Annotated in this window: 15 protein-coding genes; 8 read left to right on the plus strand and 7 right to left on the minus strand. The window is 65.2% G+C overall.

The features are described 5' to 3' along the window. Positions 1–40 precede the first annotated feature (40 nt). The 8 genes from P9273_RS25430 (at position 41) to P9273_RS25465 (ending at position 8,471) form a co-directional block, all read left to right on the plus strand. Positions 41–1,291 carry an ABC transporter permease gene (locus tag P9273_RS25430; RefSeq protein WP_278051335.1) on the plus strand — a complete coding sequence of 417 codons (1,251 nt, stop codon included), beginning with the start codon at positions 41–43 and terminating at the stop codon, positions 1,289–1,291. A gap of 18 nt (positions 1,292–1,309) precedes the next feature. Then, positions 1,310–2,278, plus strand: a complete 969-nt coding sequence (locus tag P9273_RS25435) for a substrate-binding domain-containing protein (RefSeq protein ID WP_278051244.1) — start codon at positions 1,310–1,312, stop codon at positions 2,276–2,278. A gap of 456 nt (positions 2,279–2,734) precedes the next feature. Continuing rightward, positions 2,735–4,651, plus strand: a complete 1,917-nt coding sequence (gene dnaK, locus P9273_RS25440) for a molecular chaperone DnaK (protein WP_040999357.1) — start codon at positions 2,735–2,737, stop codon at positions 4,649–4,651. Positions 4,652–4,852: 201 nt separating this feature from the next. Beyond that, entirely contained in the window at positions 4,853–5,980 is a 1,128-nt protein-coding gene (dnaJ, locus tag P9273_RS25445; protein ID WP_040999359.1) for a molecular chaperone DnaJ, read from the plus strand. A gap of 142 nt (positions 5,981–6,122) precedes the next feature. Further along, positions 6,123–6,728, plus strand: coding sequence for a phospholipid N-methyltransferase PmtA (pmtA, locus tag P9273_RS25450; RefSeq protein ID WP_040999362.1), 606 nt, complete (start codon positions 6,123–6,125; stop codon positions 6,726–6,728). Positions 6,729–6,846: 118 nt separating this feature from the next. After that, positions 6,847–7,443, plus strand: a complete 597-nt coding sequence (locus P9273_RS25455) for an NADPH-dependent FMN reductase (protein WP_278051245.1) — start codon at positions 6,847–6,849, stop codon at positions 7,441–7,443. Beyond that, positions 7,440–8,150: an orotidine-5'-phosphate decarboxylase gene (gene pyrF, locus P9273_RS25460; protein WP_278051246.1), complete on the plus strand. Its 711-nt coding sequence runs from the start codon at positions 7,440–7,442 to the stop codon at positions 8,148–8,150. Before P9273_RS25455 ends, pyrF begins: the two co-directional genes overlap by 4 nt. A gap of 33 nt (positions 8,151–8,183) precedes the next feature. Further along, on the plus strand, positions 8,184–8,471 hold the full coding sequence (locus P9273_RS25465; RefSeq protein ID WP_040999368.1) for a DUF1330 domain-containing protein: 288 nt from the start codon (positions 8,184–8,186) through the stop codon (positions 8,469–8,471). Here the strand turns inward: P9273_RS25465 and P9273_RS25470 are convergent. The 7 genes from P9273_RS25470 to P9273_RS25500 all read right to left on the minus strand — a co-directional run bounded on the left by P9273_RS25470 (position 8,468) and on the right by P9273_RS25500 (position 16,383). Next, complete coding sequence (locus P9273_RS25470; RefSeq protein ID WP_278051247.1) at positions 8,468–9,520, minus strand: D-alanine:D-lactate ligase-like protein; 1,053 nt, start codon at positions 9,518–9,520, stop codon at positions 8,468–8,470. The genes P9273_RS25465 and P9273_RS25470 overlap by 4 nt on opposite strands. A 104-nt stretch (positions 9,521–9,624) precedes the next feature. Next, positions 9,625–10,497 (minus strand): SMP-30/gluconolactonase/LRE family protein, encoded by an 873-nt coding sequence (locus tag P9273_RS25475; protein ID WP_442920260.1) that lies wholly within the window; start codon positions 10,495–10,497, stop codon positions 9,625–9,627. A 2-nt stretch (positions 10,498–10,499) separates the two neighbouring features. Next, positions 10,500–11,135: a 2-dehydro-3-deoxy-6-phosphogalactonate aldolase gene (locus P9273_RS25480; RefSeq protein WP_278051249.1), complete on the minus strand. Its 636-nt coding sequence runs from the start codon at positions 11,133–11,135 to the stop codon at positions 10,500–10,502. Next, positions 11,132–12,067, minus strand: coding sequence for a 2-dehydro-3-deoxygalactonokinase (locus tag P9273_RS25485; RefSeq protein WP_278051250.1), 936 nt, complete (start codon positions 12,065–12,067; stop codon positions 11,132–11,134). The genes P9273_RS25480 and P9273_RS25485 overlap by 4 nt, the downstream gene beginning before the upstream one ends. Beyond that, a complete protein-coding gene (locus P9273_RS25490) occupies positions 12,064–12,831 on the minus strand; it encodes an SDR family NAD(P)-dependent oxidoreductase (RefSeq protein ID WP_278051251.1) in 768 nt (255 codons plus the stop codon). Before P9273_RS25490 ends, P9273_RS25485 begins: the two co-directional genes overlap by 4 nt. A 152-nt stretch (positions 12,832–12,983) precedes the next feature. Then, entirely contained in the window at positions 12,984–14,333 is a 1,350-nt protein-coding gene (locus tag P9273_RS25495; RefSeq protein WP_278051336.1) for a putative bifunctional diguanylate cyclase/phosphodiesterase, read from the minus strand. 250 nt (positions 14,334–14,583) lie between these two features. Further along, positions 14,584–16,383, minus strand: a complete 1,800-nt coding sequence (locus P9273_RS25500) for a GtrA family protein (protein WP_278051252.1) — start codon at positions 16,381–16,383, stop codon at positions 14,584–14,586. Between the last annotated feature and the right edge of the window lie 110 nt (positions 16,384–16,493).

Consider the following 16,493-nt stretch of genomic DNA (forward strand, 5'->3'; position numbering starts at 1 on the left):
CCTCATCAGCCTTCTCTCCCGCACCAAGCTCTAGTGGGGGCTGATCGCCATCTTCCTGATCGGCGTGTTCGGCTCGCCGATCAGTTCCAAGGGCAACAACATCTTCCTGTCCTACGGCAATCTGCTCGACGTGCTGCGCCAGGTGTCGACCACCGGTCTCATCGCCACCGGCATGACGGCGGTGATCCTGACCGGCGGCATCGATCTTTCCGTCGGCTCGCTGATGGCTATCTGCTCGGTGGTCTGCGCCATGCTTCTCACCGTGCCGGGCCTCACGCCGTCGGCGGCGCTCGGCGTGCCGACGACCGCGCTGGTGGCTCTCTGCCTCGGCGCGCTTGCCACGCGCTTCATCCTGCTCAACATCGAGAAATCCCGCGCCGGCGCGGAAGCCCGCCGCGATATGCGGCTGGACAAGGCGCGCGGACTGGTCATTCCGGGCGTCGTCGGCGTGGTGCTGTGCTGCCTGTCGCTGTGGTACCTGCTGCCGCAGGTCGGGACCAAGTTCGGCGTGCTCGGCGTGCTTCTGGTGGCGCCCTGCGTCGGCCTTCTGTTCGGCACCATCAACGGCTTCATCATCGTCGCCGGCCGCCTGCAGCCCTTCATCGTGACGCTTGCCATGATGGTGACGGCGCTCGGCATCGCGCGGCTGACGGCCGGCCAGAACAACGCCGTGCTGCCGGTCTATACCGGCTCCAACGCCACCGCCGAATTCGAGATCTTGCGTTCGCCGGTGTTCGGCGTCGTGCCGATGCCGGGCCTCTTCTTCCTCGGCGCGGTGGTGATCTACGGCGCGGTGCTGCGCTTCACGCCCTTCGGGCGCTATGTCTACGCCATCGGCGGCAACGAGGAGGCGGCGAGGCTTTCGGGCATCGCTGCCGGGCGCGTCAAGATCGCCACTTATGCCGTGTCGGGCCTGCTCGCCGGCATTGCTGCGGTGCTCTACGTGGCGCAATACCGGCAAGGCAAGCCGGACGCCGGCGCCGGGCTGGAGCTCGACGCCATCGCCGCCGTGGTCATCGGCGGCACCAGCCTGATGGGCGGGCGCGGCAGCCTGATCGGCACCTTCTGCGGCGTGCTGATCTTCGGGCTGCTCTCCAATATCCTGCAGTTGCACAACATCAATTCGAACCTTCAGCTGGTGCTGAAGGGGGCGATCATCATCGGCACCGTGCTCGTGCAGGAGCGCAACGCCGGCGACATCTTAAGCTATCTGCGCCTGCCCGGCGGACGGACGGCGCAAAAGGAAACGGCCGCGGCAAAACGGCCGTCACAGGAGACCTCGTCTCTATAATCCGGAGGAAACAGGACCATGAAACGACGTGATATGCTGAAGCTTGCCACCTTCGCGGCGGCACTTCTGACGACGACCGCTCTCTTTTCCAGCGACGATGCCTTTGCCCAGGACAAGAAGTGGAAGATCGGCTTCTCGCAGGTGACCACCATCGAGCCCTGGCGCGCCCAGTTCAACAAGGACATCATCGCCGAAGCCGCCAAGCACCCGGAAGTCGAGCTGATCATCACCGATGGCGAGGACAAGACCGAAAAGCAGGTCGCCGATGTCGAGAACCTGATCCGCCAGGAAGTCGACGCGCTGCTGGTGTCGCCCAAGGAATCGGCCGGCCTCACCGGCGTCGTGCAGCAGGCGATCGACGCCAAGATCCCGGTCTTCGTGCTCGACCGCAATGTCGACACCAAGGACTACACCCAGTTCGTCGGCGGCGACAACAAGCTGATCGGCCGGGCGGCCGGCGAATATGCCGTCGAGCTCCTGGGCGGCAAGGGCAAGGCCTCCGGCAACGTCGTCGAGATCTGGGGCGGCATGGGCACGCAGCCGGCGCATGACCGCCATGACGGCTTCCATGAATTCACCGACAAGGAGCCGGGCATCAAATATCTGCTCGACCAGCAGTCGGGAGACTGGAAGCAGGACCAGGCCTACAACATCATGGCCAACGCGCTGAAGACCAACGAGAAGATCGACCTCGTCTACGGCCACAACGATCCGATGGCCTACGGGGCCTATCTCGCGGCCAAGGATGTCGGGCGCGAGAAAGACATCAAGTTCATTGGCATCGACGGCCTGCCCAACGAAGGCGTGCAGATGGTGAACAAGGGCGAGCTGACGGCGACCTTCACCTATGTCACGCCGGGCGCCGAGGGCCTGCGCCAGGCGATCAAGTTCCTCAACGGCGAGAAGGTCGAGAAGACCATCACGCTGCCGACGGAAAGGATCACCAAGGACAACGCCGCCAAGATCCTGAAGGACAACGGGCTCTAAGCCCGCAATCCCCTGCCGGGCCACGCGCCCGGCAGGGTTTGCCCGAGCGCGCTCCCATAGCTTGCCGCCGGATGCGCGAAGCGTCGCCGCAACACCGATTTTCCGCTCTTTCGCGACCGAAAGTCACGCCCGCCCGGACAAGTCCTGCCCCCGCCGGGAGGCGGTTCTAAGCGCCGCCAACGACGCCGGGTCTAAAAAAGGCAGCGGGAACAACGCGATAGCGCGGGCTCGCGCCGATCGCGCAGCAAAGCGCGCCGCATCGCTTCCCTGGCCTCGCCGAGACAATGAACAGCTTGCGCAGAATGCTTGCGCCTCGTATCGCCTGTTCTTATATACGCGCCAGCCGTCCGGCCCCCGTAAAGCGGGGACGTGACGGGATTTCTTGTGAACAGGGGCTTTCGTCGGAACGCCTTTTTCAAGGGTCCTGAGAGCCTGCTTAGAGGAGAGACCAGAACAATGGCAAAAGTTATCGGTATCGATCTCGGCACCACCAATTCCTGTGTCGCCATCATGGACGGCAAGGATCCCAAGGTGATCGAGAATGCTGAAGGCGCGCGCACGACGCCTTCCATCGTCGCCATTTCGAGCGACGGCGAACGTCTCGTCGGCCAGCCGGCCAAGCGCCAGGCGGTTACCAATCCGGAAAACACCATCTTCGCGGTCAAGCGCCTGATCGGCCGCCGCTATGACGACCCGGTGACGGAGAAGGACAAGAAGCTTGTCCCCTACAAGATCGTCAAGGGCGACAATGGCGATGCCTGGGTCGAGGCCGGCGGCAAGAAGCAGTCGCCCAGCCAGATCTCGGCCATGATCCTGCAGAAGATGAAGGAAACGGCGGAAGCCTATCTCGGCGAGAAGGTCGAGAAGGCGGTCATCACCGTTCCCGCCTATTTCAACGACGCCCAGCGCCAGGCGACCAAGGACGCCGGCCGGATCGCCGGCCTCGAGGTGCTGCGCATCATCAACGAGCCGACGGCCGCCGCACTTGCCTATGGCCTGGAAAAGAAGGACGGCAAGACCATCGCCGTCTATGACCTTGGCGGCGGCACGTTCGATATTTCGGTGCTCGAGATCGGCGACGGCGTCTTCGAGGTGAAGTCGACCAACGGCGACACCTTCCTCGGCGGCGAGGACTTCGACATGCGGCTCGTCGAATATCTTGCGGCCGAGTTCAAGAAGGAACAGGGCATCGACCTCAAGGCCGACAAGCTCGCGCTGCAGCGCCTGAAGGAAGCGGCCGAAAAGGCCAAGATCGAGCTGTCGTCGACGACTCAGACCGAGATCAACCTGCCCTTCATCACCGCCGATGCCAGCGGCCCGAAGCACCTGACGATGAAGCTCACCCGGGCGAAGTTCGAAAGCCTGGTCGAGGATCTCGTGCAGCGCACGATCGACCCCTGCAAGGCGGCGCTCAAGGATGCCGGCCTGAAAGCGGGCGAGATCGACGAGGTGGTCCTGGTCGGCGGCATGACCCGCATGCCCAAGATCCAGGAGATCGTGAAGCAGTTCTTCGGCAAGGAGCCGCACAAGGGTGTCAACCCGGATGAGGTCGTGGCACTGGGCGCCGCCATCCAGGCCGGCGTGCTGCAGGGCGACGTCAAGGACGTTCTGCTGCTCGACGTGACGCCGCTGTCGCTGGGCATCGAGACGCTGGGTGGCGTGTTCACCCGACTGATCGAGCGCAACACCACGATCCCGACCAAGAAGAGCCAGACCTTCTCGACCGCCGAGGATTCGCAGTCTGCGGTGACGATACGCGTCTTCCAGGGCGAGCGCGAAATGGCGGCCGACAACAAGCTGCTTGGCCAGTTCGACCTGGTCGGCATCCCGCCGGCTCCGCGCGGCGTGCCGCAGATCGAGGTCACCTTCGACATCGACGCCAACGGCATCGTCAACGTCTCGGCCAAGGACAAGGGCACCGGCAAGGAGCACCAGATCCGCATCCAGGCTTCGGGCGGTCTGTCCGACGCCGACATCGAGAAGATGGTGAAGGACGCCGAGGCCAATGCCGAGGCCGACAAGAAGCGTCGTGCCCTCGTCGAGGCCCGCAACCAGGCCGAAGCACTGGTGCATTCGTCCGAGAAGTCGCTCAAGGACTATGGCGACAAGGTCTCGGAGGCTGACCGCACCGCGATCTCCGACGCGATCGCCGCGCTGAAGACCGCCGCCGAGGGCGACGACCCGGCCGATATCGAAGCCAAGTCGCAGGCGCTCGCCGAAGCGTCGATGAAGCTCGGCCAGGCCATGTACGAGGCCTCGCAGAAGGAAGCGGCCGAAGCCGATGCCAAGGCGGATGCCGCCAAGGATTCGGACGTGGTCGACGCCGACTTCGAGGAAATCGACGAGGACGACGAGAAGAAGAAGTCGGCCTGAGCCGGCTGACGGCGAATAAGTGCAAAAGCCCGGCGCAAAGCCGGGCTTTTTTGCAACCCTAACCGAAAAAATGACGGAAAAACCCGGAGCCGCCCGGCTTGGTACTAGCATCCGGGAAGCATCGCTCCTAAATCCAAGACCATGCCGGCAAAAATTGCCAACAATGCTTGAAGACATTGAGCATCCGGACAGCGGGAAAAAATGAAAGCTGATTTCTACGAAACGCTGGGCGTGCAAAAAGGCGCCGACGACAAGGAACTCAAGAGCGCTTTCCGCAAGCTCGCCATGCAGTTCCATCCCGACCGCAACCCCGGCGATCGTGCCTGCGAGCACAAGTTCAAGGAAATCAACGAAGCCTACGAGACGCTGAAGGACCCGCAGAAACGCGCCGCCTATGACCGCTTCGGCCACGCCGCCTTCGAGGGCGGCATGAACGGCGCCGCGCACGGCTTCGGCGCCGGCGGCTTCGCCGACATTTTCGAGGACATCTTCGGCGACATGATGGGCGGCCGGCAGCGCCGTTCGTCGGGCGGCCGCGAACGCGGCGCCGACCTGCGCTACAACATGGAAATCACGCTGGAAGAGGCCTTTTCCGGCAAGACGGCCCAGATCCGCGTGCCGGCCTCCATATCCTGCTCGGAATGCTCCGGCAGCGGCGCCAAGCCCGGCACGCAGCCGGTGACCTGTGCCATGTGCCACGGCCACGGCAAGGTGCGCGCCACGCAAGGCTTCTTCTCGATCGAGCGCACTTGCCCGCAATGTCAGGGCCGCGGCCAGACGATCAAGGATCCCTGCCCGAAATGCGCCGGCCAGGGCCGCGTCACCGAGGAGCGCTCGCTGTCGGTCAACATCCCGGCCGGCATCGAGGACGGCACACGTATCCGGCTTGCCAATGAGGGCGAGGCGGGCCTGCGCGGCGGACCGTCCGGCGACCTCTACATCTTCCTGGCGGTCAAGCCGCACGAATTTTTCCAGCGCGACGGCGCCGATCTCTATTGCAAGGTGCCGATCTCGATGACGACGGCCGCCCTTGGCGGCTCCTTCGAGGTCACCACGCTGGACGGCACGCAGACCAAGGTGAAAGTGCCGGAAGGCACTCAGAACGGCCGCCAGTTCCGCTTGAAGGGCAAGGGCATGCCGGTGCTGCGCCAGCCCAATGTCGGCGACCTCTATATCCAGACGGCGGTCGAGACGCCGCAGAACCTGTCGCGCCGCCAGCGCGAGCTTTTGGAAGAGTTCGAGCAGCTCTCCTCGAAGGACAACTCGCCCCAGTCGAGCGGCTTCTTCGCGCGCATGAAGGACTTCTTCGAGTCGTTCGGCGAAAACTGATCGTCACGGTCGCGGGACGGCGTCGGAAGGGGCGGACCGCTTCCCAAGCGTCGTCAACACCTTATGCCAGCTTGACGCCTTGCCTTGTCCCACCCACCTGCTAAGTAGCGGATCGGGGGCTGAGCATTGAGGAGAGCTCGTGATGGCACGTAGTCCCGGGTTGCGCAAAGCGCTGGCCGAAAAATTCGACGACGAGCTGAAGTTCTTCAAAGGCTGGATCGACAAGCCGAAAACGGTCGGCTCGATCGTTCCCACCAGTTCCATCACCGCCCGCAAGATGGCGTCGATCGTCAATCCGAGATCGGGCTTGCCGGTGCTTGAGGTCGGTCCCGGCACCGGCGTCATCACCCGCGCCATCCTCGCCCAGGGCGTGAAGCCCGAAAACCTCTACGCTGTCGAATATTCGACCGACTTCGTGCGCCATCTGCGCGGGCTCTATCCCGGAGTCAACGTGATCGAGGGCGACGCCTTCAATCTCGATGCCACGCTCGGCGACAAGCGCGACCTGGTGTTCGATTCGGTCGTCTCCGGCGTGCCGCTGCTCAATTTCCCGGTCGCCCAGCGCATCGCCTACATCGAAAGCCTGCTCGACCGCATTCCCGCCGGACGGCCGATCGTGCAGCTGACCTACGGCCCGCTGTCGCCGATCCCGGCCGGACGCGGCGACTACACGGTCGAGCATTTCGATTTCATCTTCCGCAACATCCCGCCGACGCAGCTGTGGATCTACCGGCGCGCGGCGCACTAGGGATAGGGGAGTAGGGGAGTAAGGCAGTAGGGGAATAGGGGATGAACGGTTCAGCTTCCACGCTCGCGCCCTACTGCCCTACTCCCATACTCCCCTATTCCCCTAGCGAAGCGAGCCAATGGCAGTAATCTCACGAATCCTCGTCTTCGCCGGCTCGGTGCGCAGCGGCGCCTATAGCGGCCGGACCGCCGATGTGGCGCAGAAGGAACTGGCCATGCAGGGCGCGGAGGTGACGCGCATCTCGCTCGGCGACTATCCGCTGCCGATCATGGACGAGGACCTGGAAAAGGAAAAAGGCATCCCGGAGAACGCCGTCAAGCTCGCCCGTCAGATCGCCGCGCATGACGGGTTGCTCATCGCGACGCCCGAATACAACGGCTCGATCCCGCCATTGCTCAAGAACGCGATCGACTGGGTGAGCCGGGTACGGCGCGAGGGCAGCCGCACCTTCAGGCCGCTGGCCGGCAAGCCTGTAGGGCTCTGCTCGTCGTCGGAAGGCAAGTTCGCCGGCATACGTTGCATCAACCATCTGCGCGCCGTGCTGGTGCGTTGCCAGATGGAGGTGATCACGCCCGAATGCTCGGTCTCCGGGGCCGGGGAAGCCTTCGCCGAGGACGGACAATTCAGGGACGCCAGACTACACCAATCGATGGAGCGCCTATGCCGCACACTGATCGAAACCTCGCGCATGCTGTCCACCCGGATCGAGGCATGATCAATTTCGCGGAGGCCGATACGATGCGAGACAGGCTGATCGTGGGGCTCGACCTGCCGACGCTGAAGGAGGCCGAAAGAACGGTGCGCGAGCTCGAAGGCGCCGTTTCCTTCTACAAGATCGGCTATCAGCTCGCCTTCGCCGGCGGACTGGACTTCGCGCGGGAGCTCGCCAGCGGCGGCACCAAAGTGTTCCTCGACATGAAGCTGCTCGACATCGACAACACGGTGGCCAAGGGCGTCGAGAACATCGTCAAGATGGGTGTCTCGATGCTGACGCTGCACGCCTATCCCAAAACCATGAGAGCGGCTGTCGAGGCGGCCAAGGGCAGCGAACTCTGTCTGCTCGGCGTGACGGTGCTGACCTCGATGGACGAGCAGGACGTGATCGACGCCGGCTATGAATACGACCCGCACACGCTGGTGCTCAGGCGCTCCGAACAGGCGCTGCATGCCGGCATGGGCGGCATCGTCTGCTCGGCGGAAGAGGCCGAAGCGGTGCGCCGCATCGTCGGCCCCGACATGGCGGTGGTGACGCCGGGCATCCGGCCGTCGGGCAGCGACCATGGCGACCAGAAACGCGTGGTGACGCCGGCCCAGGCGATCCGCAACGGCTCCAGCCACTTGGTCGTCGGCCGGCCGATCGTCGCCGCGCCGGACCGTCGCGCCGCGGCCGAAGCGATCCTCGCCGAAATGCAATCCGCCTGAAAGCCTCATTCGCGAAACAAACAGGAGAACAGCATGCCAAAGGGATATTGGGTCGCCCGCGTCGATGTACGCGATCCGGAGGGGTACAAGGATTACGTCGCCGCAGCGAAGCCGGCTTTCGACCGCTTCGGCGCGAAGTTCCTGGCGCGCGGCGGCGAGCATGAAAAGGCCGAAGGGCCGGGGCGCGCTCGCAACGTCATCATCGAGTTCGAGTCGCTTGCGGCGGCGCATGACTGCTACCACTCGCCGGAGTACCAGCGCGCCGTCGCCATCCGCCAGAAAGTAGCCGACGGCGAGATCGTGCTGGTCGAGGGTATCTAACGGTAAAATCGGTTGGCCGCCGCCTCGGCCATCGCATCGGCGAGTTCCATGCCCCACTGCTTGCGGCAATAGTCGCGGAAATCGAAACAGGGCAGGCCGGGGCAGACTTCGAATTCGATGAGGTGCACCGTGTCGTCGGCCTCGACCCGGAAGTCGACGGAAAAGACATCTTTCAGGCCGAGACCGCTTATCAGTTTCTGCACGATGGCACGGATTTTCCGGTCCGCCTCCGGCTGACTGGCGCCGACGGCCTCAAGTTCCGGCTCGACATAGGTGCCCGTATTCTTCGCGGCTTGGCCGGTTTCGCCGTAAAGCGCCATCGAGTCGGCCATGGTCTGAAAATCGCCGCCGGAATCGACGAAGAAGGTGCCCAAAGCTTCGACGCCGGTTTCGGGTTTCAATCCGAGGAAGCTCGCCCGCACGTTGCGGCCGGCGACATAGGGCTGGACGACGACATCGTCGCGGTAATGCGAAAAAACCCGCCGGCTAAGCTCCAGCGCATGATCGAGATCGGTGATGCGCGAATCCGGCCAGATGCCGATCTTGGCGCCGAGGCGGTTCGGCTTGACGAACCAGCCCTTGGGCGAGGCGGGCGGCTCGGCCAGCCATTCGCCGTTGCGCGCGAGGCCCGCTGCCGGCACCGGCAGGCCCAGCGCGCCGAGCACGGCGCCGGAACGAAGCTTGTCCTGGCAGAGCGCGAAAAGCGAATCGTCGGAGCCGATGGTGCGCAGGCCGTTGAGGCGGGCGAGCGCTGGTGCCGCGCCGCCACGGAAATAAGCAATGCCGTCCGTCAGCGTCCAGACAAGCGTCGTTGCGGGATCGGCCTTTGCCAGCACAACCGCCGCGTCGTCGAGTTCGACGGGCTTGAAGGCGAGGCCGCGCTTTTCGCAAGCTGCGGCGAGCCGGCCAAATCCCGGCTTAAGGTCGGTCGACTGCGCCAGATAGGAGGAAATCTCGATGGCGCGCTCTGTCGGGTAGCCCTGTGCGACGAGCCGGTCGAAACAGGGCTTTTCCGGTTCGTAGACAAGGACCAGCGTCGGCTGCGGCATCGAATGCTCCGGGCGAAATCAGGCGCTACCATCGCATGGCCGCAGCGGCCGGCTTGCGGGAAACCGACCGGGCCAGGGCGATTGCCTGATAGTGCTGGACGGTCTTAAGCGATCAGCACGTGCGGCTCGAAGCGGCCTTTGACCGGAATGTCGAGCAGGAAAGTCATGCCGGCCTGCGGATCGAGCGCGCGCTGCTTCTCGTCCTTGCCTTTCCAGGCGGAGGTGACCGCCAGCCGGTCGGCTTTGGCGCCGACAAAGGCCGGGCAGGAAGCCTGCGTCACCGGCATGGCGATCTCGCGCAGCAGCGTGCCGTCCGGCGCATAGGCCTTCACCGCCCTGCCGCCCCAGACGGCGTTCCACAGCACTCCGTCGCGGTCGACGACCGAGCCGTCGACATAGCCTTTCGAGGAGCGATGATCGACGAACACCTTTGGTTCGCCGTTGGGCAGTCCCGTTGCGGGGTCGCAGGCAACGCGCATCAGCAGCCCGGTCGCGGTGTCGGTGTAATAGGCGATCGTCCCATCCTCGGAAAAGCAGATCGAATTCGAGACGGTGATGTCGGAAAACAGCCTGCGCAGCTCGCCCTTGAAGAACCAGTAGATCGAGCCGGCGCCCTTCTCCTCTCCCTTGCCCATCGTGCCTGTCCACAAGGCGCCGCAGGGGTGCACGCGCGAATCGTTGGAGCGCGTCAGCGGATTGTCGGCCTCGATCGGCGTGTGCAGCGTCAGTCTGCCGGTCTTGACGTCCCTGACCTGCAGGCCGGTCTCGGTGGCGATCAGCTGGCGCTCGTCGTCGATGACGGCGATGGCGCTGGCCATGACGCCGAGATCATGGATCTTCAACGCGCCGGCGAGCGGCTTTTCCAGAAGCTTGCCGTTGACGATGTCGAACCAGAACAGCGTGTCGGTGGCGGGATCGTAGCTCGGGCCTTCGCCGAGCTCGCAGATGTGGTCCGAAAAAACCGAAACGCCGTCCATCGTCATCCCCCGAAGGCTTCATCCCAGGCGGCGACCGCGGCCCGGGCGCGCTGCGCCACCTCCTCGACCGTTGCACCCGGCTTGTAGAGGCTGGACCCCAAGCCGAAGACGCTGACGCCGACCGCCTTGTAGCCGGCAAAGTCCTTGTCGGAAACGCCGCCGACCGCGCCGATCAGCGTCGTTGCCGGCAACACGGCGCGGATGGCGGCAATGCCGCCGGCGCCCAGCACGCTGGCCGGGAAGAATTTCAGCGCCGAGGCCCCTAACCGGATCGCCTGAAAAGCTTCGGTGGGCGTAAACACGCCAGGCATCGTCACCATGCCGTGATGCATGGCGCGGCCCATGACCTCGGCATCGATGTTGGGGCTGACCAGCAACCTGCCGCCGGCCTCGTGCAAGGCGTCGACATCCGCCCCCGTCAGCACCGTGCCGGCGCCGATCAGCGCGCTTTGGGGCAGCGCCTTGACCAAATCGGCGATGGAAACGAACGGCTCCGGCGAATTGAGCGGCACTTCGATCGCCTCGATGCCGGCGTCGTGGATCGCCCGTCCGATCGCCACGGCTTCCGATGGCTTCAGGCCGCGCAGGATGGCGACAAGCCCACGCTTGAGCTTCGGGAAGGGTGCGGTCTGGCTCATGAAGCGCCTCCAATCATGCCGATCTCGCGCGCGGCCTCGACGAGACCGGCGCGGACCGCTTCATCGGCGTCTACCGTGCGGAAGGCAAGGTTGGCAATGCCAAGCGCCGCGCCATAAAGCATGGCCAGCGCGCCGGAGGCGACCAGCACGACCGGCGCTTCGCTGGCACCGTAGCGGCGCCTTGCCGAAGCGATCTCGCCGCCGATCAGCAGTCCTGATAGACATGCCGCCGCATCGGCGGGCTTAAGATCCTGCAGAAGCCCGGCGGCGCGGATGGCAAACAGTTTCGAGGTGACATCGCCGCCTTCGCCCAGGGCTCGTTCGCACCACCGCCTGAAGAACGGGCTGTCCGCGGCAACCGGGGCGGGATGCTCGCCGAGTGAATGTTTCAGGATCGAGTGCGTGGCCAGCACGGAAAACAATTCGCCGGTCGGCCAGGTACCGAAACCTCCGACCGCGCCGTCCTCGACCGCGACCCATTTCGAATGCGTGCCGGGCATGCAGACGAGATGGCGTCCCTTTGCCGGCAAACCGGCGCCGGCAAGCTGGGTCTCCTCGCCGCGCATGACATCCGGCGCGTCGGCCAGGCGCTGCGCCAGGCCGGGCACGATGCGGATGTCGCGGCGCGAGCCCTCTATGCGGGCGGCGCCGCGCAGGATGGCGCCGATCGGCGCCGGCACGGTGACATAGGGCGCCTCGATCCAGCCCTGCCGGGAACCGGCCATGCCGCAGATGATGACGGGCAGCGTCTCCGGCGCGCCCATGGCCCCAAGATGGCCTTCCAGCACGTTCGAAAAACCTTTTTCGCGGGCGGTGATCAGCCCGTCGTCGCCGCGCCGCTCGGCAAGCACCTTGCCGGAGCCGTCGAGCAGCCAGGCTCTGAGCCTCGTCGTGCCCCAGTCGAGCGCGGCGACCGCGGGTGCCGCGCTCACAGGAAGCCTCCATCGACGATCAGCATCTGCGCGGTGAGCATGCGCGAGGCATCCGATGCCAGGAACAGCACCGTGCCGACCATGTCGTCGGGCTGCATCACGTCCTTGATGCATTGCTTCGCGACATGGGCGGCGAGCGCCTCGTCGGTGACCCAGAGCTCGCGCTGGCGCTCGGTGATGACCCAGCCCGGCGCCACCGCGTTGACGCGGATGCGATCGGCGCCCAGCTTGCCGGCGAGGCCCTTGGTCAGGCCGAGGATACCCGCTTTGGCTGCGGTATAGGCCGGCATATCGGGGTGGTTGATCAGATAGGAGGTGGAGGTGAAATTGATGATCGAGCCGCCGCCGGCGCGCTTCATGCCGGGCGCCACGGCCTGGGCGGTGAAGAAATGCGGCCGCAGGTTGATGGCAAGATTGTTGTCCCAGAACTCGACGGTCACGTCTTCCACGGCGTGACGGTCGTCGAGCGCGGCATTGTTGACCAGCACCGTCACATCGCCATGTGCCTCGGCCGCCTTTGCCGCGGCGCCGCGCAGCGCCTCGATGTCGCGCAGGTCGGCCTTGAGGTAGAGTGGGCGGCGGCCGAGCTCTTTCTCCAGCCGGTCGGCAAGCGCGGTGCTTGGCTTGTCGGCTATGTCGATGAAGGCGACTTTCGCGCCCTGCTGCATGAAACCTTCGGTCAGCGCCGCGCCGATGCCGGAGCCGCCGCCGGTGATCAGCACCGAGGCGCCGTCGAGGTCGGCGAAACGTGCCGATGGCATCATGATCTCTTCTCCCTTTGGCCGGCGCGCATCCTAGCCAGACAAAGCGCGGGAGCAAGGGAGAAACGTCGGAGTTCCGGCCTAAATGTCAGACAAATGATCGGCGCGTCGCCACGATAGCGGCCGCCGGTCTTCCGAACCGTCGAAAAGCCGGGTCAGATCGCCTTGGCGTGCAGCGCGCCGCGATAGGAATCGCGCAGATAGCCCAGCGTGGCGTCGGCATCGGCCGGCTTGCCGAACAGATAGCCCTGTCCGCCGGCGCAGCCGAACTGGACGAGACGGTCGGCCTGCGCCTCGTCCTCGATGCCTTCGGCAACGACCTCCATGCCAAGCCCCTCGCACATAGCGAGGATAGCGCGGATGATATGCTCCGACGGCCGGTCGTCGAGAATCGACGAGACAAAAGCGCGGTCGATCTTGAGCTTGTCGAAATGGAACTCGCGCAGGCGGCCGAGCGACGACTGGCCGGTGCCGAAATCGTCGAGCGAGACGCGGATGCCGACGCGGCGCAGGTCCTCGACGATCTTCTCGGCCGAGGCCGGATCGGTCATCAGGCCGGTCTCGGTGATCTCGATCTCCAGCCGACGCGGATCGAAGCCGGTGCGGTCGAGGATGGCCAGGATATGCAGGCCGGTGTTCTGATCGACCAGCTGCGAGGGCGACAGGTTGAAGGACAGGAACAGGTCCTTCGGCCAGCTGCGCGCCGCCTCGGTCGCCTTGCGCAGCACCAACTGTGACAGCGGGCCGATGATGCCGCGTTCCTCGGCGATCGGGATGAAGACGGATGGCGGCACGACGCCGAGGTCGCGGTCGGTCCAGCGCGCCAGCGTCTCGAAGCCGATAGTGCGGCGGCTGGTCAAGTCGACGATCGGCTGGAAATGCGGCTCGACCTCGCCGGCCGACACCGCGCGGCGCAACGCCTGCTCGATGCGGGTGACGCGCTTGGCCGCTTCCTCCATCTCGCGGGTGTAGACGACGACGCGGCCGCGGCCCGAACGCTTGGCGTGATAGAGCGCCGTCTCGGCCTTGTTGAGGAGGATCTCGGTGGTCTCGTCGCCGGAATAAAACAGCGAGCACCCGACCGAGGCCGAAAGCCTGGCGGTGCGCTCGCCAACATCATAGGGCGCCGACAGGATCTCGATCAGCATGCGCGACGTCTCGGCCGCCTGCTCCTCCGAAAACACCATCGGATAAAGATAGGCGAACTCGTCGGCGCCGATGCGGCAGACGGTGGAGTGGCCGTCCATCGAGGCGCGCAGCCGCATCGCCACCTGGACGAGGATGTCGTCGCCGGCCTTGTGGCCGAACAGGTCGTTGATAGGCTTGAAGCCGTCGAGGTCGAGGATGCCGACGGTGAACGGCGCGGGATCGTCGGCGCGCTCGCTGATCAGGCGATCGACCTTGTCGAAAAAGCGACGATGGTTGCCGAGCCCGGTCAACGAATCCGTGAAGGCCAGATCCGTGTTTTCCTTGCCTGACTGAGCGGTAGCAAACGTCGTTTGCATCATGCCTCTGTTCTGATCTGGGTATTTTCGGGGAGACTGGCAGCAAAGCGTTTAGGAAAAGTATCGGAAAATCGATTTTCTATCGTCCAGGGTTGCGTCGCCGGCGGTTCAGCTTCGGGCAAGAACGCTGGTCCAGCCCAGCTATTCGCTCATAACTTCCAATGGAAAGGCCGAACCGGCTTTTCCCGGAATGCAGCTTCGTTCAAGCAAGTGCGTCCAAAGGCCGTTTCGTATCGTTCGCGACATAGCGTTAGCCGGCTTGCTTTACGCGATAGAGCTCGATCGGGCCGCCTTTGGTCTCGCTGACCGGCTCGAGCCAGTCCGGCACGGAGCCGCGCAGCAGGCCGGCCAGGAAGCCCTGCGGCGCCTTTTGGGTCAGGATCATGGTCTCGACATTGCCGGGGCAGATGGCGACGAGGCCGACACGGTGCGCCTCGACGATTGCAAGGGCATCATCGGCCGAGCCGAGAAAGGCGTCCAGCGCCAGGAGGTTACCGGCGACATTGCGGTGATAGGGTCCGGCGAAGACGCGATGGCCGCTGTAAGCCAGCACCGGCGCTCCAAGATTGGAGATCGTCAGCACGGTGGTGTCGGTCATGCCGCCGAGCGGCGCGAAGGTCGCCTTCTTCTCGCAGGTCCTGTCCGTGGTGGCGCCGTCGGCGACGGGTTTGCCTTTTTCCAACGCCACCGAGGCGGCCGCGGCGACGCCTGTCCAGACCGGGTTGATCGAGACCAGCCAGACGGCCGCAAGGCGCAGCGCCACGCCGAGCGAGGAGCTGGTTTCGGCCCGCGCCCGCCATTTGGCGATCCACGCCGCGAGCGGGATGACCGCGAAGGCGATCGAGAAGGTGGTGGCGCGCACCTGCCAGGCGCCGACCGCGAAAGCGACGGCGAGCAGTGCCGTGACGAGGCTGTCCTGCCGCCGCCAGCCGCCGCGGCGGAAATGCAGCGCCATAAGAATGAGTGCGACCAGCGGCGTCGCGTAACGCGCTGCGACACGCGCCGGATCGCGGACAAGCAGGGTGAACAGCGACTGGGCCTCGTCGACATGGTCGAGCCACAGTTCCTTGAGGCGCGGGTCGAGCGAAGCGTAGGGCGCGGAGAGGCATTGCGGGAACAGCACCGCCACGATCACGCCGAGGACGACACCCAGCGCGGCGAGCGATCCCAGCCGGCGCCGCCAGCTGCCGGTGGCCGGCTCGATGGAGATGATCGCCGCCAGCCCCACGCCGGCTATGGCCGCAACGACGAACTGCGCGACCGAGAAGGCATCGCACTGAGCCGCACCCCATGCAGAAGGCGAAACGGTGGTGACGAAGACAAGCGCCGCGACTCCGGCGAAGCCGAGGCCGAAATCCCGTGCGATCGTCCGCTCGCCGGCTGGATCGATGACAAACAGCAGCGACACGCAGAGGCCGATGGTGGCGACGTAAGGCACGGTTTCCATGCCGACGGCGAGCGTCAGCGCGGCGCAGAGGCCCGATAGCAGCGCGGCCCAGCGCCGCCCGGGCGCCTCGAGCAGCAAAGCGAGGCTCGCCATGGTGAGCATCAGCTGGACATTGTGGTGATCGAGCGCGCCGGGGTCGTAGATGCCGATGAAATAATAGCCGGCGGCGCCGATCAGGATGGCGGGCAGCACCGCGCCGCCGCCGCCGAAGCTGCGCGCGGCGCGGGCGGTGAAGAACAAGGTCGACCAGAAGAGCAGCGCCGGCCACAGCACCTGCGCCACGTCCTCGCCAAGCGGCCTGCTGCCGGTGAGCGCCGAGGCGGCGAGGGCTATGGCGACGATCGGCGCGTCGACCAGCCGCGACCAGTGCATGACGAAGCCGCCTTCCGGCCCCATCCGGTACTGGTGCAGGTCGAACCAGCCCTGGCCTGCCAGCAGGTCGCGGACTTCGACGAGGCGCAGCAGATTGTCGTTGTCGCCGCCCGCATCGGTCAGTTGGCCAAAGCCGGCCCATGCGTTGACGGCGAAGGCAAACAGGGCGACCAGCAGCGCCAGCATGAGGTCGGACTTCCAGGTGGCGGCGCCGTTCTCGGCTGTGCCCATTGCCGTTGCCTTTGAAAGGAGAGGATCGGTTTAAACCTAGCCTTAACGGCTTCAATAAATAGTAAAGCGGCTCGACGGGGGCCGGCATGAGCACGGCCGGAGGCTTGGGT

It is taken from the genome of Mesorhizobium sp. WSM4935 (genome assembly GCF_029625735.1).
Lineage (GTDB): Bacteria > Pseudomonadota > Alphaproteobacteria > Rhizobiales > Rhizobiaceae > Mesorhizobium.

Coding starts and splice junctions, on each gene's coding strand:
- P9273_RS25480 (WP_278051249.1), bottom strand. CDS start 11,135: ATGAGCCAGACCGCACCCTTCCCGAAGCTCAAGCGTGGGCTTGTCGCC.
- pmtA (WP_040999362.1), top strand. CDS start 6,123: ATGGCACGTAGTCCCGGGTTGCGCAAAGCGCTGGCCGAAAAATTCGAC.
- dnaK (WP_040999357.1), top strand. CDS start 2,735: ATGGCAAAAGTTATCGGTATCGATCTCGGCACCACCAATTCCTGTGTC.
- P9273_RS25495 (WP_278051336.1), bottom strand. CDS start 14,333: ATGCAAACGACGTTTGCTACCGCTCAGTCAGGCAAGGAAAACACGGAT.
- P9273_RS25435 (WP_278051244.1), top strand. CDS start 1,310: ATGAAACGACGTGATATGCTGAAGCTTGCCACCTTCGCGGCGGCACTT.
- P9273_RS25475 (WP_442920260.1), bottom strand. CDS start 10,497: ATGGACGGCGTTTCGGTTTTTTCGGACCACATCTGCGAGCTCGGCGAA.
- P9273_RS25465 (WP_040999368.1), top strand. CDS start 8,184: ATGCCAAAGGGATATTGGGTCGCCCGCGTCGATGTACGCGATCCGGAG.
- pyrF (WP_278051246.1), top strand. CDS start 7,440: ATGATCAATTTCGCGGAGGCCGATACGATGCGAGACAGGCTGATCGTG.
- P9273_RS25470 (WP_278051247.1), bottom strand. CDS start 9,520: ATGCCGCAGCCGACGCTGGTCCTTGTCTACGAACCGGAAAAGCCCTGT.
- P9273_RS25455 (WP_278051245.1), top strand. CDS start 6,847: ATGGCAGTAATCTCACGAATCCTCGTCTTCGCCGGCTCGGTGCGCAGC.
- P9273_RS25500 (WP_278051252.1), bottom strand. CDS start 16,383: ATGGGCACAGCCGAGAACGGCGCCGCCACCTGGAAGTCCGACCTCATG.
- dnaJ (WP_040999359.1), top strand. CDS start 4,853: ATGAAAGCTGATTTCTACGAAACGCTGGGCGTGCAAAAAGGCGCCGAC.
- P9273_RS25490 (WP_278051251.1), bottom strand. CDS start 12,831: ATGATGCCATCGGCACGTTTCGCCGACCTCGACGGCGCCTCGGTGCTG.